Here is a 19,578-nt window from a genome sequence, read left to right on the forward strand (position 1 = left end):
CAGAAATCAGGGCAGGGTCCATTTCTGGTTGGCTCCGCCGTGGCAGGTCCACAGGTGTACGAGGGTGCCGTCCGACGAGTTGGCGCCCGACACGTCCAGGCACTTGCCCGACTGCGGGTTCCGCAACGACCCGTCCGGGTACGCCTGCCAGTTCTGGTTGGCGCCACCGTTGCAGGACCACAACTGGACTCTCGCCCCGTCCGCCGTGCCGTTACCGCTGACATCCAGGCACTTGCCCAACGTCTTGATCGTCGACCCCGGCGTCACCGTCCACTTCTGCCCCGCCGAGCCCGTACACGACGAGATCTGCACCGCCGTCCCATCCACCGAGCTGCCGTTACGGACATCCAGACACTTATCCGCGATCCCCACGATCGGACCCGCGCCGGGTGTCGGGCCGCCGCCGGGATTGAAGGTGAACGCGTCGACGTCGAAGAGGAATCCGGAACCGCCGGCGAAGGTCAGGTAGAGCGTGGTGGTGCCGGCCGGTGCACCGGAGATCGAGCCGTTGACGGTAGTGAAGTTCGTCCACGAGCCCGTGACCGGGACGGTGGCGGAGCCGAGGATGGTGCCGGTCGGCGAGCCGGCCCGAACCTGCAACGTGCCGCCCGCGCCGGCTGACGACACCCGGGCGCTGAACGACGTGGCGTTGCTCAGCTTGTACGGCTCGAAGGCGATCCAGTCGCCGTTCTCGATGTTCCCGACGGACTTGCCGCCCTCGGCGGTCGACTTGTCCAAGGTGGCGATGCCGGACGATGTCTTGTAGTGCTCGGCCTGCCGGTGCTTCGGCTGCAGGATGTGCTGCTTGTGCGTGGTGAGACCGGCGTTGTCGGTGTACTCGGCATCGAAGACCCCGAAGATGTTCGCCGCGTCGTCGTGCTCACCGTCGACCGGGATGGTGATCGTGCCGGAGCAACCGGTCTTCGAGGTGATCGGGTGGCCGTGGCTGTCGTGACCGACGATGTACGTGAGCTTGACCTTGGTGCAGTCGACCGTGCCGTCCTCCGGATCCGTCACGGTGATACGGAACGGCACGGTGTCGCCGAAGGCGAAGATCTCCCCCGCGGCGGGGCTGTTGATGGTCACGGTCGGCGCGGTGTTGCCGACGGTGATCCGCACGTCGGCGGTGCCGGTGGCACCCTGCGGGTCGCGCACGGTCAGCGTGGCCGTGTAGTCGCCGTTTGTGTTGTACGTCTTCGTCGGGTTGGCGGCGGTGGAGCTGGTGCCATCACCAAAGCTCCACGCATAAGTCAGTGCCTCACCGTCAGGGTCGGATGAGCCGGCCGAGGAGAAGGTCACGGTCAGCGGCGCCGCGCCGGAGGTCCGGTTGGCGCCGGCCATCGCCGTGGGCGCCCGGTTGCCGCCGCCGACGTAGTCGAAGCGGTAAAGGGCGGAGTTTTGGTCGCCCTGGTACCACCCGGTGCCGTAGTCCAGCACGTAGTAGGAGCCGTCCGGGCCGAACGCCGAGTCGATCACCTGCTTGCCGTTCCAGGGGAAGCTGTCGATGGTCCCCGGGGAGCCGTCGGCGTTGAGGTGGATCGGCTTGATCCAGCCGCGGCCGAACTCCGTGGCGAAGAACTGCCCGTCGAACGACTGCGGGAACTTCGTGGGCGAGCTGACGTCGGGGTCGTACCGGTACACCGGGCCCGCCATCGGCGACTCCGAGCCGCCGCCGAACGCCGGCGGGCTGCCTGCGTCTCCGCCGTAACGGATCCAGGCGGCCTTGGCGGGGGGCAGCGTGCTCAAGCCGGTATTGCGGAACGAGTTGTTCGTCGGCCCGCCCGAGCAGTTGTACTTCGCGCCTGCCGTGTTGGTGGCGAAGTCCCACTCGGCGTACGTCTCGGAGCTCGTGTTCGTGCCGGTGCAGTAGGGCCAGCCGTAGAAGCCCGGGCCCGTGACGCGGTTGAACTCGACCTGGCCCTGCGGCCCGCGCGCCGAGGTGGCGCCGGCATCGGGGCCGTAGTCGCCGACGTAGACGATGCCGGTGGCCTTGTCCACGCTCATCCGGAACGGGTTGCGCAGGCCCATCGCGTAGATCTCCGGCCGGGTCCTGGCCGTGCCGGGCGGGAACATGTTGCCCGCCGGGATCGAGTACGACCCGTTCTCGTTCACCTTGATTCGCAAGATCTTGCCGCGCAGGTCGTTGGTGTTGGCGGCGGTGCGCTGCGCGTCGAACGCCGGGTTGCGGTTGGCCCGCTCGTCGAGGGGGGAATATCCGGCGGACTCGAACGGGTTGGTGTCGTCGCCTGTGGACAGGTACAGGTTGCCTGCCGCGTCGAAGTCGATGTCTCCGCCGGCGTGGCAGCAGATGCCTCGGTCAGCCGCCACGTCGAGGATGTCCACTTTGCTGGACTGGTTGAGCGTGAAGTCGGCGTTGAGCGTGAACCGGGAAAGCCGGTTGACACCCTGCCACGCCGACCAGTTGCCGCCGGTGGTCGGTGCGTCGCCTCCTGGTGTGGACAGCGGCCGGGCGTAGTAGAGGTAGATGTGCCGGTTGGTGGCGAAACCCGGGTCGATGCCGATGCCCTGCAGACCGTCCTCGTCGTGTACGTATACGGGGATGCTGCCGATCACCGTGGTGGTGCCGTTGGCATCCGTGCGGCGCACGGTCCCGTTGCGAGCGGTATGCAGCACCGACCGGTCGGCGAGTACGGCCAGCGACATCGGCTCACCGACCTCCGCGACCCCGCGGGCCAGTTGGACCTGCTGGAAGTCGGCGGCGTTGATCGGGTGCGCCGAGGCCGGGGTCGCACTGGATAAGGCCGCGGTGAGAGTGGCCGCGACCAGGAGCAGAGCCGAACCGATGGCCGGCCAACGCGCGGCTGCAGCCCTCTTGATTCTCATGAACATGACAATGCACTCCCCTTCCTGAACAGGTGGCTGCCAGGCTTGGGGCGCGCGCTGCCGCGCCGATGCCGTAGCGGGATGTCGCCGCTTCGGCCCGCTGGGTGTGCTTCAGCAGGCCACTACGCCGAGCGGGGGCCGAGCGGGGGCAACCGCTCGGAAACAGTAGAAGTCGATGGCTACCGCGCTGTCGGGTCACATCGACGACCGTGATGGTCCGCCGACAAGGCTAGAAGACTTCAGCCCAATGTGTCCATACTTTCTTCCGGGCCAGCCAGGCTATCGGCCTGTTGTGGAGAAAGTCGCGAAGGGCCCGAGCCCCGTCAGGACTCGGTGCCGTCTCCACCCCGGATTGGCGGGACGCAGACGGGTACGTGATCGCCGCCGCCTGACACAGATGGGCGGCGGAGCGCCCAGAGGATCGGCCTGGCGCCGTTCAACATCCGGGACGCCGGCGACCTCAGTATCGGCCGCCGCCTCAGCCCTGCACGGCCCAGTTGCGCTGGCCCTGAGGAATTAGCAGATCAGCGGGCCCAGGACGCCAACGAGCCAAGCCCATCGCGCGTCAGGCCAAGCGCTCCGCCCAGTGCCAACTATCCCGCTTTTATGCCAACTAAAAAGCCTCGTCACAAGCACTCAGCGGCGCACCCGCGGCATGCCCAGACCGATCCACGAGATGATTTCGCGCTGGATCTCGTTGTTCCCGCCGCCGAAGGTGAAGATCACGGCCGAGCGGTAGCCGCGCTCCAGCTCGCCATGGAGGACCGTGCCCGCCGAGCCCTCCTTGAGGGCGCCCGCCGCGGCGACGATCTCCATGAGCCAGGCGTACGCGTCGCGGCGCGCCTCGGAGCCGTACACCTTCACGGCGGAGGCGTCCTGGGGAGTGAGGGTGCCTTCCTGAACCGCGTTCACCATCTGCCAGTTGAGGAGCTTCATCGCGTCGAGCTTCGTGTGGGTCTGGGCGAGACGGCGGCGCACCCAGGGCAGGTCGACGACGCGGCGGCCGTCGGCGAGTTTGGTCTCCATGGCCCAGCGCTGCACGTCGTGCAGGGCGCGGATGGCCATGGTGCCGTGGGCGGCGAGGGTGACGCGTTCGTGGTTGAGCTGGTTGGTGATCAGCCGCCAGCCCTTGTTCTCCTCGCCGACGCGGCGGGAGACGGGGACGCGGATGTTCTCGTAGTAGCTCGCGGTGGTGTCGTGCGAGGCGAGGGTGTTGATGAGGGTGCAGGAATAGCCAGGGTCGGTCGTCGGCACGAGGAGCATGGTGATGCCCTTGTGCGGGGGCGCGTCCGGGTCGGTACGGACGGCCAGCCACACCCAGTCGGCGGTGTCACCGTTGGTCGTCCAGATCTTCTGGCCGTTGACGATGTACTCGTCACCGTCCCGTAGGGCCCTGGTCTTGAGCGCGGCCAGGTCCGTGCCCGCGTCGGGCTCGCTGTAGCCGATCGCGAAGTCGATCTCGCCGGAGAGGATCTTCGGCAGGAAGTACGCCTTCTGCTCGTCCGTGCCGAACTGCATGATCGTCGGCCCGACCGTGTTCAGCGCCATCAGCGGCAGCGGTACGCCCGCCTGGGCGGCCTCGTCGAAGAAGATGAACTGTTCCATCGGGCTCAGCCCGCGCCCGCCGTACTCCTTCGGCCAGCCCACCCCGAGCCAGCCGTCGGAGCCGAGCCGGCGGATGGTCTCGCGGTAAAACCGCTTCTGCGCGGCCGGGTCGGCGTACCGGGCGTGCACGTTCTCCGGTACCAACTCGGTGAAGTAGGCGCGCAGTTCGGTGCGCAACTCCTGCTGCTCCGGCGTGTATTCGAGATGCACGGCGCCTCCTGGCTCCCACTGGCCTGCCGCTCCGGCCGCCCGGTCCTGACGGCGCACACCGTAGAACCTGTTTCAGAAATTGGGAACACACAGGAGGGTCGGACACAGACGAAAGGGCCCCCGGCCGAGGCCGGGAGCCCTTTCCCTGTTCAACGGCTCAGTGCGCGACGGCCGTTGCCCCCTTGGGCGGGGCGGCAGCCGTACGCGGAGCCAGCACGCGCTCCGCGAGGTACCCGAAGACCAGGCCGTACGCGGTCCACAGGGTCACCTGGATGGCGAGGGCGGCGAGCCGGTACTGCCACAGCAGCGTGGCAGGGAAGCCCTCCGGGACCATGTTGTACGACGGCAGGACGGCGTATGCCAGGCCGACGACGAGGACGAAGAAGGCTCCTGCGGAGAGGGTGGCGTTCCAGTTGCCCAGGCGTGGCGCGAGGCGCTTGCCGAGGATCACCGTGCCGACGGCCAGCAGCCCGCTGAGGACGACCATCAGGAAGTACAGCGTGGTCCGCTCGTTGAGGGTGTCGGGGTCGCCGACGGCGGGCGGATTGGCCGGGTACTTCAGGAACGGCACGACGTAGACCGCGAGCAGGCCCGCGGTCGACAGCAGCAGCGCGCTCGAGCGCGGTCCGAAGCGGCCGATCCTGCCGAGTGCGAAGCAGTACGCGAGGGCGGCGATACCGCCGAACGCGACGCCGTAGACGAGGACGCCGGTGCTCAGGCCGGCGGTGGACTGCATGGTGCGGCTGACGAGTTCCTCGCCGCCGTGCTCGTGGGCGTGGGCCTCCTCGAAGGCGATGGCCTCGTCGACGCGTGGTTCGCCGAGGAAGTAGGCGACGACCAGGGCGAGCAGGCCCGCGGCGAGTCCCGCGAGCATGCCACGCACCAGGAGGTTTCTGACGGTTGCTGAATCCATGTGCTCGTACGCTTCCTCGTCGCCGTCAGTGGCAGGGGAAGCCGAGCAGATGGCGGGCGTCGTGCACCCACTCGTGCACGCCTTCACCGGAGAGCAGCGAGGTGGCACCCTGCTCGGCGCCGACGAAGTAGAGCAGGACCAGCATCAGGATGCCGAAGAAGACCGCCCAGGGGGCGATCGCGCCGATCGGCAGCGTGGCCGGCACGGCGGCCGGTGCGGCGGGGTTGGTTGCGCTCGGCTGAGCGACGGACTGCGCCATGTGGCAGGACCTCCTGGGGAACTCGCGTCCCGTCTTGGTGGTGCACAGGACGACGGCCACGGGTCTGACTTACCCGGACTGAACCGCCCCTGGTGGGAGGCGGTCGGTACGGGCTTACAGTGGCGCGACCGTGCCGGATTCTCACCGGCTTCCGTCGAACCGTCGTCAATTTCGACGTGACCGTACCGCGAAGTGGGGAGGCGGCCAAGGGCGCACGGGGTGCCGGAGCGTGCGCCGTTCCCCTGGTCGCGCGCCAATTCCCGGTGCGGGCAAGGGCTTTGAGCGGGCGTTTGAGTACGAGAGTGGGCCGATGACCAGCCGAGTGATGTTGATCTCACCAGCGATCAGTGCCGCGTTGCGGGAGGCGCGTTTCGACGACGGATGCTCCCTCGACGCCTCCGGGCTGCGGCTCGCGGAGGCGGCCGCGGGTTCGCTGCCCGCTGCGGAGCGGGCCCTGGTCTCCCCCGGTGTGCGCTGCCGCGAGACGGCCGTCGCGCTGAGTCTCGACGCCGCGGACGAGCCAGAGTTGGTGGGACTGGACGTGGGCCGCTGGCGCGGCACGAGCCTGGCCGAGGTGAGCGCCGAGGAGCCGGAGGCGGTCGCGCGCTGGCTGGCGGATCCGTCGTACGCCGCGCACGGCGGTGAATCCGTACGCGGATTGTGCGATCGGGTCGCCAAGTGGCTGGACGCGGCTGGGCAGTTCGAGGGCCGGACTCTCGCCGTTGTCGAGCCGGAGATCGTACGGGCCGTGGTGGTACGGGCTCTAGGTGCTCCGGAGCCGGCGTTCTGGCGGATCGACGTACCACCGCTGACGGCGACGGAGCTCAGCGGGCGGGCCGGGCGCTGGAACGTACGGGTGGGCCGAGCGCTCGGGGCCTGACCGAGCCGAGGGCCGGGCGGCGGTCCGTCGCCTCGGGGCGGCTGTCATCACAGCAAGCCGGGCGTTCGGGTACTGATGGGCGAGGCGGTCCGTCACCTCGGGACGGCCCTCGCCACTGCTGGCTCGTCACCTCAGCTGGGCGAGGAACTCCGTGCAGGCGCGCGCGCAGTCCCGGCAGGACTGGGCGCCCTCTTCGGCGTCGGGGTTCCGGTCGAAGACGTGCGCGGTCTCCAGGCAGACGGCGCGGCACCATTCGACCTGGGCGCGTGTTCCGGCCTCGTCCTGCCAGGTCTGCTCGGCCAGCAGGCGGCAGGTCGCGTCGCAGACCTCCGCGCACATGATGCTCTTGCGCCGCAGCAGCTGCTGGTCTTCGGGACCGTCGAGATCGGCGAGACTCGCGCGCAGCGCACACACCCGCGCGCACTCGGTACACGCCTGCGCACAGGCGAACCGGTCCTCGAGGAAACGGACGAGTTCCTGCTGATCTGTCGCTGACACGCTGACCGAGTTGCCGTACGCCGCTTGGTCAAACCCGGCGGCGTCACCAAGAGGGCACGAGATCCGCCGTTCCCACCGGTGCCCAACCGCACTCGGCGATCGATACTTGACCCGCAGGCTTTGAGAGATCCAGGACGCGGCCACGGCTGCTCACCTCACCCGGAGGTACGGAATGAAGATGCTCATCAACGTCGCGGAGACGGTTGTCACGGACGCGCTGCGGGGCATGGCGGCCGCTCATCCCGAGCTGACCGTGGATGTCGAGAACCGGGTGATCGTACGGCGGGACGCTCCGGTCGCCGGGCAGGTGGGCCTCGTCTCCGGCGGTGGTTCGGGGCATGAGCCGCTGCACGGCGGGTTCGTGGGTCCGGGGATGCTGTCGGCGGCCTGTCCGGGAGAGGTGTTCACCAGCCCGGTGCCGGACCAGATGGTGCGGGCGGCCGCCGCCGTGGACAGCGGCGCCGGCGTGCTGTTCATCGTGAAGAACTACACCGGGGACGTACTCAACTTCGACATGGCGGCGGAGCTCGCCGAGGACGAGGGCATCCAGGTGGCGAAGGTGCTCGTCAACGACGACGTGGCGGTGACCGACAGCCTCTACACGGCGGGGCGGCGCGGCACCGGCGCGACTCTGTTCGTGGAGAAGATCGCGGGCGCCGCGGCGCAGGAGGGCCAGTCGCTGGAGCGCGTCGAGGCGGTGGCCCGTCAGGTCAACGAGAGCTCCCGCAGTTTCGGTGTCGCCCTGAGTGCCTGCACCACTCCGGCCAAGGGCAGCCCCACCTTCGATCTCCCGCCCGGCGAGCTCGAGTTGGGCATCGGCATCCACGGCGAGCCCGGCCGTGAGCGGCGCGCGATGATGACGTCGCGGGAGATCGCCGACTTCTCGGTGAACGCGATCCTGGAGGACCTGAGCCCCAAGAATCCGGTGCTGGTCCTGGTCAACGGCATGGGCGCGACACCGCTCCTGGAGCTGTACGGCTTCAACGCGGAGGTGCAACGCGTCCTGACCGAGCGCGGCGTCGCAGTGGCGCGCACGCTCGTCGGCAACTACGTCACCTCACTCGACATGGCCGGAGCATCGGTGACGCTGTGTCAGATCGACGAGGAGCTTCTTCGGTTGTGGGACGCTCCGGTGCGTACGGCGGGCCTGCGCTGGGGCACCTGAGGCCGGTCAACTCCCCTACCGGACAAGCTCGACGACCACGTAAACACCATGCGAGGAGATCCTGTGCTCGACGCCGACTTCTTCCGCCGTTGGATGACGGCGACCGCCGCGTCCGTCGACCGCGAGACGGAGCGGCTCACCGCCCTCGACTCGCCGATCGGCGACGCCGACCACGGCAGCAATCTGCAGCGCGGCTTCACGGCCGTGACGGCCACGCTGGAGAAGGAGGCGCCGGGCACGCCGGGTGCCGTCCTGATGCTCGCCGGACGCCAGTTGATCTCGACGGTGGGCGGTGCGTCGGGTCCGCTGTACGGCACTCTGCTGCGCCGTACCGGGAAGGCGCTCGGGGACGCGGCCGAGGTCAGCGAGGATCAGTTCACAGACGCGTTGCGCACCGGAGTGGACGCGGTGATGCAGCTCGGCGGGGCGGCGCCCGGCGACAAGACCATGATCGACGCGCTGGTGCCCGCGGTCGCAGCGCTCGGCGAGTCCTTCGCGGCGGCGCGGGCCGCCGCCGAGGAGGGCGCCCTGGCGACCACGCCCTTGCAGGCCCGCAAGGGCAGGGCGAGTTATCTGGGCGAGCGGAGCATCGGGCACCAGGATCCGGGCGCTACGTCCTCGGCCCTGCTGATCGCGGCTCTTGAGGAGGCGGCCGGTGAGTGACGAGAAGCTGGTGGGGATCGTGCTCGTGTCGCACAGTGCCGCGGTGGCCGCCTCGGTCGCCGAGCTGGCGGTAGGGCTCGCGGGCGGCGGCACCACCGCGGCGGTGGCTCCGGCGGGCGGGGTCGAGGGCGGTGGCCTCGGGACCAGCGCCGAGCTGATCTCCGCCGCGGCCGCCTCCGTGGACCGCGGCGCCGGTGTCGCCGTACTCACCGACCTCGGCAGCGCGGTCCTCACCGTGAAGACCCTGCTCGCCGAAGGCGACGAACTCCCGGCCCACACCCGCCTCGTGGACGCCCCCTTCGTCGAGGGCGCGGTCGCCGCGGTCGTCACGGCCTCGTCGGGAGCGGACCTCGCGGCGGTGGAAGCGGCGGCTTCGGAGGCGTACACGTACCGGAAGGTGTGACGCGGCGGACGCGGAGTGGGCCGCCGGTTCGGTGACACGGCGTGGCGCGCCGTCCGGGTACGCCGTACGGAGGACTCCGTCACCTGGCCGGGCCCGCCCCGCGTGCGGGGGCGGTGGAGTGCGCATTGGCTCGTCCCAGGGCAGCACGGGCGTTTCCCAACCCTCGGCGGCGCATGGGATGTACCGCCAACCGTGCCGCCGGAGGGCAGTCCAATGCGTACTACTCAGATGTTCGTCCGCGCCGGTCTGACCGTGGCGGCCTCCGCCGCGCTGCCACTGGCCCTCACTGCCGGGCCCGCTGCCGCGGTGAACACACAGATCACCGTGACCTCCAGTGGGTCCACGGTCCAGGTGAACACCACCTCGTGCCCGGGCGGCGGCGACGCCTCGCTGCTGTCCAGCGGACAGACGAACTTCGCCCAGGGGCGCCAGGTGGCGCTGTCCGGCACCAGCAGCCAGAGCGCCTCGTGGTCGGGCGTCAGCGCGGGCACGTACACCGTCATCGTGGTCTGCGACAACGGCACGACGGCGGGCACCCAGTCCATCACCGTGTCCACGGGCACGAGCCCCACGATCTCCGCGACGGCCACCCCATCGCCCTCGCCGACGCCGACGCGGTCGCCCTCACCGACGGCCACGGCGACACGCGGGGTCATGGGCGGTACGGGCGGCTCCGCGAAGGACTACAGCACCGTCACCTACACGGCGGGTGGAATCCTGGTGGCGACGGGCGTCGGAGCCACGGCCTGGGTCCTGCGCCGCCGCGCCAAGCCCAACCGGCTCTGACCACAGTCCAGCCGGCTCAGATCACACCGTCGACTCCCGGGAGGCCGGATCCTGCGCGGGCAGTCGCCCGAACTCCTCCAGCGCATGCGTCAGCCAGCCGGTCCAGAAGGTCTCCAGGTCGATCCCGGCGCGCAGGATGAGGTGCTGGAGCCGGTCCTGGGGCGTCTTGCTGCCGGGCGGGAAGTCCCGCTGCTGGATCTCCTCGTACTCCGCCAACTGCCGCCGGTGCAGGTCGAGATGGCGGCGCAGATCCGCCTCGATGCCCGCGGTGCCGACCACGGCCGCGGCGCGCAGGCGCAGCAGCAGCGGGTCGCGCAGGGGCTTGGGGTCCTGGGAGGCGGCGGTCCAGCGGGTGAGTTCGGCGCGGCCTGCGGGCAGGACCTCGTAGCTCTTCTTCTGCCCGCGGGCCGGCTGCTCGTCCGTGAGGGCCCGGATGTAGCCCTCGGCCTCCAGTTTGCCCAGTTCGCGATAGATCTGCTGATGCGACGCCGACCAGAAGTAGCCGATCGACCTGTCGAAACGCCGGGTCAGCTCAAGGCCCGACGACGGCTTCTCCAGCAGGGCGGTGAGGATGGCGTGCGGCAGTGACATGAACTCATCCTAGGTACGGCACCGAAAGGCGATCCATTGGCTACAGCGCCGCCGCCAGCTCCGTGCCCTGCTTGATCGCGCGCTTGGCGTCCAGTTCGGCGGCTACGTCGGCGCCGCCGATGAGGTGCACGCTGCGACCGGCGGTGCGGAGCGTGTCGTACAGGTCGCGGCGGGGCTCCTGCCCGGTGCAGAGCACGATCGTGTCGACCGGCAGGACCGTTCTCTGCCCGCCGACGGTGACGTGCAGGCCTTCGTCGTCGATCCGGTCGTACCGGACCCCCGGGATCATGGTGACCCCGCGATGCCTGAGCTCCGTGCGGTGGATCCAGCCGGTGGTCTTGCCGAGCCCGGCGCCGACTTTGGAGGGCTTCCGCTGCAGGAGGTGGACGGAGCGCGGCGACGTGGGCCGCTCGGGCGCGGCGAGGCCGCCGGGCGTGCGGTGGTCCATGTCGACGCCCCACTGCCGGAAGTACGTCGCCGGGTCCTCGCTCGCCTTGTCGCCGCTGTCGCTCAGGTACTCGGCGACGTCGAAGCCGATGCCGCCCGCGCCGAGGATCGCGACGCGATCGCCGACGGGCGCGCTGTCGCGCAGCACGTCGAGGTAGCCGACGACGCTCGGGTGGTCGACGCCGGGGATTTCGGGCGTGCGTGGGGTGACACCGGTCGCGATCACGACCTCGTCGTACTCGGTGAGGTTGTCCGCGGTCACGTACGTGCCCAACCGCACCTCCACTCCCCGCAGTTCGAGCTGCGTACGGAAGTAGCGCAGCGTCTCGTCGAACTCCTGCTTGCCGGGGACCTTGCGGGCCACGTTCAGCTGGCCGCCGATCTCGCGCGCCGCGTCGTAGAGCGTGACGTCGTGGCCGCGTTCGGCGGCGGAGACCGCGCAGGCGAGTCCGGCGGGGCCCGCCCCGACGACGGCGACGCGCTTACGGTGCCGGGTCGGCGCAAGGACCAGCTCGGTCTCGTGGCAGGCGCGTGGGTTGACCAGGCAGGAGGTGATCTTGCCGCTGAAGGTGTGGTCGAGGCAGGCCTGGTTGCAGCCGATGCAGGTGTTGATGGCGTCGGGGCGCCCGTCCCGTGCCTTGTTGACGAATTCGGGGTCGGCGAGCATCGGGCGGGCCAGGGACACCATGTCGGCGTAGCCGTCGGCGAGCAACTGCTCGGCGAGTTCAGGGGTGTTGATGCGGTTGGTCGTCACCAGCGGGATGGAGACGGCGCCCATGACCTTCTTGGTCACCCAGGCGTACGCGCCCCGCGGCACCGAAGTCGCGATGGTCGGGATCCGCGCCTCGTGCCAGCCGATACCGGTGTTGATGATCGTCGCTCCGGCGGCCTCGACGGCCCGGGCGAGCGCGATCACCTCGTCCAGCGTCGATCCACCTGGCACCAGGTCCAGCATCGACAGCCGGAAGACGATGACGAAGTCCTCGCCGACCGCCTCGCGAACCCGGCGGACGATCTCGACGGGGAAGCGCATGCGGTTCTCGTACGAGCCGCCCCAGGGGTCCTCGCGGTGATTGGTCTGGGTGGCGATGAACTCGTTGATGAGGTAGCCCTCGGAGCCCATGATCTCGACGCCGTCGTAGCCGGCCTGCCGGGCGAGGCGGGCGGCGCGGGCGTAGTCGTCGATCGTCCGCTCGATCTCGTCGTCGGTGAGCGCGTGCGGGACATGGGGGCTGATCGGGGCCTGGAGAGCGCTGGGCGCGACGAGGTCCTGGTGGTAGGCGTACCTCCCGAAGTGCAGGATCTGCATCGCGATCCTGCCGCCCTCGCGGTGCACGGCCTCGGTGATGACGGTGTGCCGCTCTGCCTCCGCCTCGGTCGTGAGCTTGGCACCGCCCTTGTACGGTCGTCCCGCCTCGTTGGGCGCGATGCCGCCCGTGACGATGAGCCCCACTCCCCCGCGGGCCCGGGCCGCGTAGAACTCCGCCATGCGCTCGAAGCCGCGCTCCGCCTCCTCCAGGCCCACGTGCATGGAGCCCATGAGCACGCGGTTGGGCAGGGTGGTGAAGCCCAGATCGAGCGGGGTCAGCAGGTGCGGGTAACGGCTCATGGGCCCCTCCGTGCTCGGTGTTGTGCGATCTGTTGTAGACGAGGGGCCGAGCTTTTTGCAACTAGTTGCACAATAGTGGAGGCGGGATGTGACTAGGACCTCGTTCCGATGACGACGGTGCTGTACAGCTCCTCCGACACCGCCAGGCGCGGGACGAGTCCGGCGTCGGCGAAGGTTTCGACGGCGACGGGTGCCTGGCGTTCGCTCGTCTCGACCAGAAGGATGCCGCCGGAGGCCAGCCATTGCGGGGCCTCGGCGGTCACCCGGCGCAGGGTGTCGAGCCCGTCTCCTCCGCCGTCGAGTGCCACGAGGGGTTCGTGGTCGCGGGCCTCCGGGGGCAGGAGGCCGACCTCTTCGGTGGGGACGTACGGCACGTTGGCGGCCAGGATGTCGACGCGGCCGCGGAGAGTGTGCGGCAGCGGCTCGAAGAGGTCGCCCTCGTGGACGTGGCCGCGCCCGCCGACGTTCCGTCGGGCGCAGCGCACCGCGGCCGGGTCGATGTCGGCGGCGTGCAGCTCGGCGCCGGGGAGGGAAGCGGCGAGCGCGGCGCCCACCGCGCCCGAGCCGCAGCACAGGTCCACGATGACGGGGGCCGGGGCTTCGGGGGTCGACGCGAGGGCCTGCTGGACCAGGAACTCGGTACGTCGGCGTGGCACGAAGACGCCCGGCTCGACGGCGATGCGCAGACCGCAGAACTCGGCCCAGCCCAGGACGTGTTCGAGGGGAAGGCCCGCGGAGCGGCGGTCCACCATGGCGGTGAGTTCGGCCGGGGTGCGGGCGGTGGAGACGATCAGCCGCGCCTCGTCCTCGGCGAAGACACAGCCCGCGGTGCGGAGTGCGGCGACGACAGTGGCATACGAGACGGAAGGGATGGAGGATTTGGGCATGGAGGCCGAGAGCCTTTCGGGAACCCGAAGAGTGCTCTCCCGGTCACCTGGCGGCGGTGAACCCCTGAGGCGAGAGCACCCGAGCTGACACAGCGGAAATGGGGCTCACCTCCTCGGTTCCTGCACGGCTGGGGCGGTCCGCAGCCGGACGGCAACATTACACGGGGCGCGGCTGCCCTCACGAGGCCCTCCGGGCTCGACCGCGGGGCGCCTATGGGGGTGGTGGGTTTGGGTTCGCAGGCGAGTGCTGGTGGTCAGTGGCTGGTCGCTCCCCCACTCTCGGCTCCGCTCGAGCGGGGCCCCCATCGCGGCGGAGCCGCAAATTGAAACAGCCCCACGCCCGTGAAGGGGCGCACACCGCCGCCCAATATCCGCTCAGCCGCCGATCTCGATGACGATCTTCCCGCGGGCGTGGCCGTCCTCCACCAGCCGCAGTGCCTCCCCGGCGCGGGACAAGGGGAATGTCTGCGTGACGTGGGGGTTCAGCTTGCCGTCGGCCACAAGGCGGGCTACCTCGTCGAGGATCGCGGCGTTGCGGGCCCGGGCGACGGGGGCGCCGCCGAGGCGGCCCACTATGTCCTTGCCGCCGGCCGTGATCAACTTCGTACGGTCGGTGAGGAGTTCGGCCGCTGCTTCGAGGACCTCGCCGCCGATCAGGTCGTAGACCGCGTCCACGCCGTCCGGGGCGGCGGCCCGTACGCCGGCCACGAAGTCCGGGCCCGAGGGCACATGCACGGCTCCGAGCGACTCGACGAAGTCCTTCTTGCCCGCGCTGGCCGTGCCGATGACCTTCACCCCGAAGGCGCGCGCGATCTGGGTGGCCGCCACGCCCACGCCACCGCCGACGCCCGTGACCAGCAGCGTCGAACCGGCCGGCAGATCGAGCTGACGGATGCCGTCGTACGCCGTCGCCCCCGCGACCGGCAGGGCCGCCGCGTCCGTGAAGGAGACCGAGTCGGGCTTGTGCGCGGTCACCGGGACGGGCAGCAGGGTGTACTCGGCGTAGCCGCCGCCGACCGGGTTGCCGAACACCGCGTCGCCCACCGTGAAGCCGGTGACTCCCTCGCCGATCTCCTCGACCACTCCGGCGGCCTCGTTGCCGAACACCGCGGGCAGCTCGCGCGCCGTCTGGCCCGGGCGTGCGTAGCCGTTGCGCTGCTTGTAGTCGACGGGGTTCACACCCGCCGCCCGTACGGCGACCAGGAGTTGACCGGGACCGGGGCTCGGCCGGTCCTGGTCGACGAGGGCCTCGGCCTCCGGACCGCCGAACCGCGTGAAGACGTACGCCTTGGGCATCTGCTTCCTCTTCCTCCACCGGGATTCTCCACCGGGCTGCGCCTGCTCAGCTCAGCATGCCGGGAAGATCGCCGGGCGGCTATTCCCGCACTCATTCCCCGTGCGGGCGCCGGGTACCGTGGACCGATGCATGTCACCCGAGGCTTCACCGGACGCCCGCGCGTCCCCAACTCCGGGCTACCGCCCGGCCAGTACGACGCGGGCGACGACTGGCCGGTCCTGTCCGCCGAGGTCACGCCCGAACTGGCGCCCGCGGACTGGACGTTCACGGTCGACGGGCTGGTGGCCGAGCCGCGCACCTGGTCCTGGGACGAGGCACACGCGCTGCCTGCGTCCGCGTACGAGGGCGACATCCACTGCGTGACGAGCTGGTCGAAGTTCGGGGTGCGCTTCGGGGGTGTGTCGCTGGACGCGTTCCTGGATCTCGTACGTCCGGCCCCGCAGGCGACGCACGCGGTCGCGTACTCCCACACCGGGTACACCGCCAACCTCCCGCTGGCCGATCTGACCGGCGGGCGCGCCTGGATCGTCTGGGAGTACGGCGACGAGCCGCTGCCCGCGGAACACGGGGGTCCGGCACGGCTGCTCGTACCGCACCTGTACTTCTGGAAGAGCGCCAAGTGGATCGCGGGCCTCAGGCTCCTGGACCACGACGAGCCGGGCTTCTGGGAGCAGAACGGCTACCACCACCGCGGCAACCCCTGGGAAGAGCAGCGCTACTCCGGTGACTGAGACGACCGAAGACCTTTGCGTGACCGGGACGTTCACGCCCCCGACCCGATTCGCCGTGCCCGGGCGGATCGCCGTGGACAACGACACGGCGACGACCTGGCAGCGCGCCACGCTCACCGAGATCCGCCGCGAGACCCCGCGCGCGGCCACCTTCCGGTTCGCCGTGCCCGGCTGGCGCGGCCATGTGCCCGGCCAGCACGTGATGCTGCGGCTCACGGCGGAGGACGGCTACACCGCCCAGCGGCACTATTCGATCGCGTCGCCGCCCGATGACGTGGGGCACATCGAGCTGACTCTGGACCATGTCGAGGGCGGCGAGGTGTCGGGCTGGTTCCACGCGGTCGCCGAGCCGGGCGACCAGGTCGAAGTCCGTGGCCCGAACAGCGGTTTCTTCGCCTGGACCGGCGACCGGCCCGCGCTTCTCGTCGGCGCGGGCTCGGGTGTCGTACCGCTGATGTCGATGGTCCGCCACCATCGGGCACGCTCACTGTCCGTGCCACTGCGCCTGCTCGTCTCGGCGCGCGGACCCGAGGAGTTGATCTACGCGTCGGAGTACGGCTCCGAGACCACACCTGTGTTCACGCGCAGCGCGCCGCCCGGCGTGCCGGTGGGACGCCTGTCGGCCGCACAGGTGGCGGCGCTCGTGGCCGACGCGCCGGACGGCGGCTGGGAGGCCTACGTGTGCGGGTCCAACGGGTTCGCCGAGCATGCGTCGCGGCTCCTCGTCGAGGCGGGGCAGCCAGTGGACCGTATCCGGATCGAACGCTTCGGCTGACGCTGGTCGGCGGGCGCTGAGCGGCCTTATTGGCGTCCGGTGCGGTACCGGGCCCGCTTGAGGGCCGCGGGCCGCGACAGGGGCGCGCGGAACTGCCCCCGCTTGAGCGGGCCGCAGGCCCCGATAGGAGCGCGGGCTGTATCAATTTGCGGCTCCGCCGCGCGGGCGCGACCAGCCACAACGAACCCGCAGATTCGAACTGCACCTCCAGCGGAGCTACTCGTGCGGGACCACCGCGACCGGGCAAGCGCAGTGGTGGATCACGAAGTGGGCCACCCGGCCGAGGCCCGCGCCGGAGGTGGCGCGGCCGATGACCAGCAGGCCCGCCTGGATCGACGCCTTCAGCAGGTGGTGGCCCGCGAGGCCGTACGCCACCTCCTCGAGGACGGGCGTCTCCGGGCACTTGTGGCGCCACGGCTGCAGAATCACCGCCAGGGAGCGGCGGTTGGCGTCCTCCAGTCCGGCCGTGTCGTCCAGCGTTCGCGTGCCGACGGCGTAGCCGGGCGGCGGTGGCAGCGTCCAGGCGTGCACGACGTGGAGGGGTGCCGCGCGGGTGGCGGCCGCGTCGAAGGCGTAGCCGATGAGGCGGTCGGCCGAGTGCGAGAGGTCCAGGCCGAGGACCACCGGCAGGTACGGGACCTGGGCCGGCGGTGTCGCCTCGTCGACGGGCACGCGTTCGTCCTCGGGGAGTTCTCCCGCGCGCACCAGCACCACCGGCCGCTCGGCGCGGGCGGCCACGGCGCGCGCGACCGAGCCGACCGGGAAACCGGCGACGTCGCTGAAGCCGCGGGAGCCGAGGGCCAGCGCCTCCGACTCCGCAGCGGCGGCCAGTAGCGCCGGGATTGCGGGGGTGTCGGTGCGACGGGCCATGATGTCCAACGCCGGGTGAGCGTACGCGAGTTGGACGGCGGCGCGGTCGAGTGTCACGCGGGACGGCTCGCCGTCCGGCGGCGATGCGGGGTCCGGACCGGCCTGCAGCAGGCGCAGCGCGAGGTGACGGCGCTGAGCCTCGCGGGCCGCCCAGTCCGCGGCGTCCAGGCCGGCGCGGGAGCCGTCGATGCCGACGGTGATGGCCCGGATGTCCTTGCCCATGGCTCACGCCTCTCCTCGTCCCGGCCCGGGTTCCACGCGGGGCGCGTATCAGTCGTGCGCGGGCGGATTCGCGCCGGCGCGTGCACCGGCCGCGACGGGATGGCGACTCAGAGGGTCCGTTCGGCGCCGATGGGGAACTCGGGCGACGTACGACGGGAGGAGGCGTGGACATGGGCACGCGGGTGCGCGGCTGGCGTTGGCGGCCCAATCCGCTGCGCCGCCGCTGTGACGTGGTGGAGGCGTGGACGGCCCTGGTTGTCGCTGTCCTGCTGTGCGTCGGCGCCCCGCTGGCCGGACTCGTCACGGGCTGGCAGGCGTACGACGCGGCGCGGGACGCGGCCGCGGAGCAACGGGCCGAACGCCATCGGGTGCGCGCGGAGGTCACCGAGCGGGCGCCCGCCGCGATACCCAGCGCCACAGGCGGCAAGCAGCCCAGCTACTGGGTCGCCGTGCGCTGGACCGAGTCCGGCGCACGAGTGCGCACGGGCGAGGCCCGGGTCCCGGCCGGCACCCGCCCCGGCGACCACGCCCATGTATGGCTGGACGAGGCGGGCCGGGTGGTCGCCGCCCCGGCGGACAGCACGGCGATCTGGCAGCAGGCGCTCGCGGTGGGTGGCTGCAGCGCCGGCGGCGCCGCGGCCGTCGTTCTGGCCGGACACTTCGTCGTGAGCCGCGTCGCCCTGCGCCATCGCATGGCCGAGTGGGAACGCGAGTGGGCCCGTACGGGACCGGAGTGGGGTCGACGCTGGGCATGACCGGGGCGCGGCCGGTGCGCGGAAAAGGGTCTGGTGGCGCGCTGACGGCCACCGTACGGTGTGATCATCCGCACCCTGTCCCGTGATCCCGTAAAGGCGGTCATCCATGGCCTTGTTCGACCTGCCCCTCGACCAGCTCCGGAACTACCGCAGCGCGTCCGTCGAGCCCGAGGACTTCGACGCCTTCTGGGCCAAGACGCTTCAGGAGGCGCGCGAGTACGACCTGGACGCCTCCTTCGAGCCGGTCGAGACGCAGCTCAAGACCGTGAAGGTGTACGACGTCACGTTCGCCGGCTTCGGCGGTCACCCGGTGAAGGGCTGGCTGACGCTGCCGGCCTCGGCGGACACACCGCGGCCTGCGGTCGTCCAGTTCGTCGGGTACGGCGGTGGGCGCGGACTTCCGCATACGCATCTGCTGTGGGCCTCGGCGGGCTTCGCGCACTTCGTGATGGACACCCGGGGGCAGGGCAGTGCGTGGGGAGGCGGTGACACACCGGACCCGGTGGGCAGCGCACCCGCGTTTCCCGGCTTCATGACCCGGGGGATCGAGGATCCCGAAAGCTACTACTACCGGCGGGTGTTCACCGATGCGGTACGGGCCGTGGAGGCGGCCCGCTCGCATCCCCTGATCGACGCCTCGCGCACCGCGGCGGTCGGTTCCAGCCAGGGCGGCGGCATCACGATCGCGGTCGCCGGTCTCGTACCGGATCTGGCGGCGATCGCCCCGGACGTGCCGTTCCTGTGCGACTTCCCGCGTGCGACGACGCTGACGGACCGCGATCCGTACCGGGAGATAGGCAAGTACCTCAAGACGCACCGCGGTCGCACCGAGCAGGTGCGGCGCACGCTGGCCTACTTCGACGGCGTGCACTTCGCGGCGCGGGGCCGGGCGCCCGCCCTGTTCTCCGCGGCCCTGGAGGACCAGACCTGCCCGCCGTCGACGGTGTTCGCCGCATTCAACGCCTGGCCCCACGAGGAGAAGACGATCGAGGTGTACGACTTCAACGACCATGAGGGCGGCGGCCCGTACCAGGAGGCGGCCCAGTTGGCGTGGCTGCCAAAGCGCCTGTAGAGGGAGCGGTTGCCGGCATCGCGGTCGCGGAGTTGCGGGTCCTCGCCCTTGGGAGGGCGAGGACTCGTCGTTTCCCGGCGCTCGGGCTCAGGCCAT

19 protein-coding genes and 1 riboswitch are annotated in these 19,578 nt (G+C 70.7%); of the genes, 9 read left to right on the plus strand and 10 right to left on the minus strand.

Going from position 1 to position 19,578, the window contains the following annotated elements; genetic code table 11:
* Positions 1 to 6: 6 nt before the first annotated feature.
* The 4 genes from OHT21_RS00725 to OHT21_RS00740 form a co-directional block, all read right to left on the minus strand.
* A complete protein-coding gene (locus OHT21_RS00725; RefSeq protein ID WP_328766129.1) occupies positions 7 to 2,850 on the minus strand; it encodes a carbohydrate-binding protein in 2,844 nt (947 codons plus the stop codon).
* Positions 2,851 to 3,480: 630 nt separating this feature from the next.
* Positions 3,481 to 4,659 (minus strand): acyl-CoA dehydrogenase family protein, encoded by a 1,179-nt coding sequence (locus OHT21_RS00730; RefSeq protein ID WP_328766131.1) that lies wholly within the window; start codon positions 4,657 to 4,659, stop codon positions 3,481 to 3,483.
* 157 nt (positions 4,660 to 4,816) lie between these two features.
* On the minus strand, positions 4,817 to 5,572 hold the full coding sequence (locus OHT21_RS00735) for a CbtA family protein (RefSeq protein WP_328766132.1): 756 nt from the start codon (positions 5,570 to 5,572) through the stop codon (positions 4,817 to 4,819).
* A 25-nt stretch (positions 5,573 to 5,597) separates the two neighbouring features.
* Positions 5,598 to 5,831: a CbtB domain-containing protein gene (locus OHT21_RS00740; protein WP_328766134.1), complete on the minus strand. Its 234-nt coding sequence runs from the start codon at positions 5,829 to 5,831 to the stop codon at positions 5,598 to 5,600.
* Between the two features lie 37 nt (positions 5,832 to 5,868).
* Positions 5,869 to 6,010: riboswitch (cobalamin riboswitch) on the minus strand.
* Between the two features lie 131 nt (positions 6,011 to 6,141).
* Between OHT21_RS00740 and OHT21_RS00745 the strand changes: the two genes are divergently transcribed.
* Entirely contained in the window at positions 6,142 to 6,711 is a 570-nt protein-coding gene (locus tag OHT21_RS00745) for a histidine phosphatase family protein (RefSeq protein WP_328766136.1), read from the plus strand.
* Between the two features lie 126 nt (positions 6,712 to 6,837).
* Here OHT21_RS00745 and OHT21_RS00750 read toward each other — a convergent pair whose 3' ends face one another.
* The gene (locus OHT21_RS00750) at positions 6,838 to 7,209 is read right to left on the minus strand and encodes a ferredoxin (protein WP_328766137.1); all 372 of its coding nucleotides are present in this window, start codon (positions 7,207 to 7,209) and stop codon (positions 6,838 to 6,840) included.
* Positions 7,210 to 7,381: 172 nt separating this feature from the next.
* Here OHT21_RS00750 and dhaK point away from each other — a divergent pair, with 172 nt between their 5' ends.
* From dhaK to OHT21_RS00770, 4 genes are all read left to right on the plus strand, one after another.
* Positions 7,382 to 8,374 (plus strand): dihydroxyacetone kinase subunit DhaK, encoded by a 993-nt coding sequence (gene dhaK / locus OHT21_RS00755; protein WP_328766138.1) that lies wholly within the window; start codon positions 7,382 to 7,384, stop codon positions 8,372 to 8,374.
* A 63-nt stretch (positions 8,375 to 8,437) separates the two neighbouring features.
* The gene (dhaL, locus tag OHT21_RS00760) at positions 8,438 to 9,037 is read left to right on the plus strand and encodes a dihydroxyacetone kinase subunit DhaL (RefSeq protein WP_328766139.1); all 600 of its coding nucleotides are present in this window, start codon (positions 8,438 to 8,440) and stop codon (positions 9,035 to 9,037) included.
* Positions 9,030 to 9,440 carry a PTS-dependent dihydroxyacetone kinase phosphotransferase subunit DhaM gene (locus OHT21_RS00765; RefSeq protein ID WP_328766140.1) on the plus strand — a complete coding sequence of 137 codons (411 nt, stop codon included), beginning with the start codon at positions 9,030 to 9,032 and terminating at the stop codon, positions 9,438 to 9,440. The genes dhaL and OHT21_RS00765 overlap by 8 nt, the downstream gene beginning before the upstream one ends.
* 213 nt (positions 9,441 to 9,653) lie before the next feature.
* A complete protein-coding gene (locus tag OHT21_RS00770) occupies positions 9,654 to 10,226 on the plus strand; it encodes a hypothetical protein (RefSeq protein WP_328766141.1) in 573 nt (190 codons plus the stop codon).
* A gap of 21 nt (positions 10,227 to 10,247) precedes the next feature.
* Here the strand turns inward: OHT21_RS00770 and OHT21_RS00775 are convergent, their stop codons facing one another.
* The 4 genes from OHT21_RS00775 to OHT21_RS00790 all read right to left on the minus strand — a co-directional run bounded on the left by OHT21_RS00775 (position 10,248) and on the right by OHT21_RS00790 (position 15,056).
* Complete coding sequence (locus tag OHT21_RS00775; RefSeq protein ID WP_328766142.1) at positions 10,248 to 10,817, minus strand: PadR family transcriptional regulator; 570 nt, start codon at positions 10,815 to 10,817, stop codon at positions 10,248 to 10,250.
* Positions 10,818 to 10,857: 40 nt separating this feature from the next.
* On the minus strand, positions 10,858 to 12,873 hold the full coding sequence (locus tag OHT21_RS00780) for an NADPH-dependent 2,4-dienoyl-CoA reductase (RefSeq protein WP_328766144.1): 2,016 nt from the start codon (positions 12,871 to 12,873) through the stop codon (positions 10,858 to 10,860).
* A 92-nt stretch (positions 12,874 to 12,965) separates the two neighbouring features.
* Positions 12,966 to 13,760, minus strand: coding sequence for a putative protein N(5)-glutamine methyltransferase (locus tag OHT21_RS00785; RefSeq protein ID WP_328766145.1), 795 nt, complete (start codon positions 13,758 to 13,760; stop codon positions 12,966 to 12,968).
* 375 nt (positions 13,761 to 14,135) lie between these two features.
* Positions 14,136 to 15,056 carry a quinone oxidoreductase family protein gene (locus tag OHT21_RS00790; RefSeq protein WP_328766146.1) on the minus strand — a complete coding sequence of 307 codons (921 nt, stop codon included), beginning with the start codon at positions 15,054 to 15,056 and terminating at the stop codon, positions 14,136 to 14,138.
* A 126-nt stretch (positions 15,057 to 15,182) separates the two neighbouring features.
* Between OHT21_RS00790 and OHT21_RS00795 the strand changes: the two genes are divergently transcribed.
* Both OHT21_RS00795 and OHT21_RS00800 read left to right on the plus strand, forming a co-directional pair.
* Positions 15,183 to 15,788 (plus strand): sulfite oxidase-like oxidoreductase, encoded by a 606-nt coding sequence (locus OHT21_RS00795; protein ID WP_328766147.1) that lies wholly within the window; start codon positions 15,183 to 15,185, stop codon positions 15,786 to 15,788.
* Between the two features lie 19 nt (positions 15,789 to 15,807).
* Positions 15,808 to 16,563: a ferredoxin reductase gene (locus OHT21_RS00800; protein ID WP_328773926.1), complete on the plus strand. Its 756-nt coding sequence runs from the start codon at positions 15,808 to 15,810 to the stop codon at positions 16,561 to 16,563.
* 216 nt (positions 16,564 to 16,779) lie between these two features.
* On the opposite strand, the gene OHT21_RS00805 is transcribed toward OHT21_RS00800, so the two are convergent.
* Complete coding sequence (locus tag OHT21_RS00805) at positions 16,780 to 17,655, minus strand: universal stress protein (protein ID WP_328766148.1); 876 nt, start codon at positions 17,653 to 17,655, stop codon at positions 16,780 to 16,782.
* Between the two features lie 170 nt (positions 17,656 to 17,825).
* On the opposite strand from OHT21_RS00805, the gene OHT21_RS00810 reads away from it, so the two are divergent.
* Together OHT21_RS00810 and OHT21_RS00815 are read left to right on the plus strand one after the other, a co-directional pair.
* Complete coding sequence (locus OHT21_RS00810) at positions 17,826 to 18,410, plus strand: Rv1733c family protein (RefSeq protein WP_328766149.1); 585 nt, start codon at positions 17,826 to 17,828, stop codon at positions 18,408 to 18,410.
* 106 nt (positions 18,411 to 18,516) lie between these two features.
* Positions 18,517 to 19,482, plus strand: coding sequence for an acetylxylan esterase (locus tag OHT21_RS00815; RefSeq protein ID WP_328766150.1), 966 nt, complete (start codon positions 18,517 to 18,519; stop codon positions 19,480 to 19,482).
* Positions 19,483 to 19,578 lie beyond the last annotated feature (96 nt).

Source organism: Streptomyces sp. NBC_00286, from assembly GCF_036173125.1.
GTDB lineage: Bacteria > Actinomycetota > Actinomycetes > Streptomycetales > Streptomycetaceae > Streptomyces.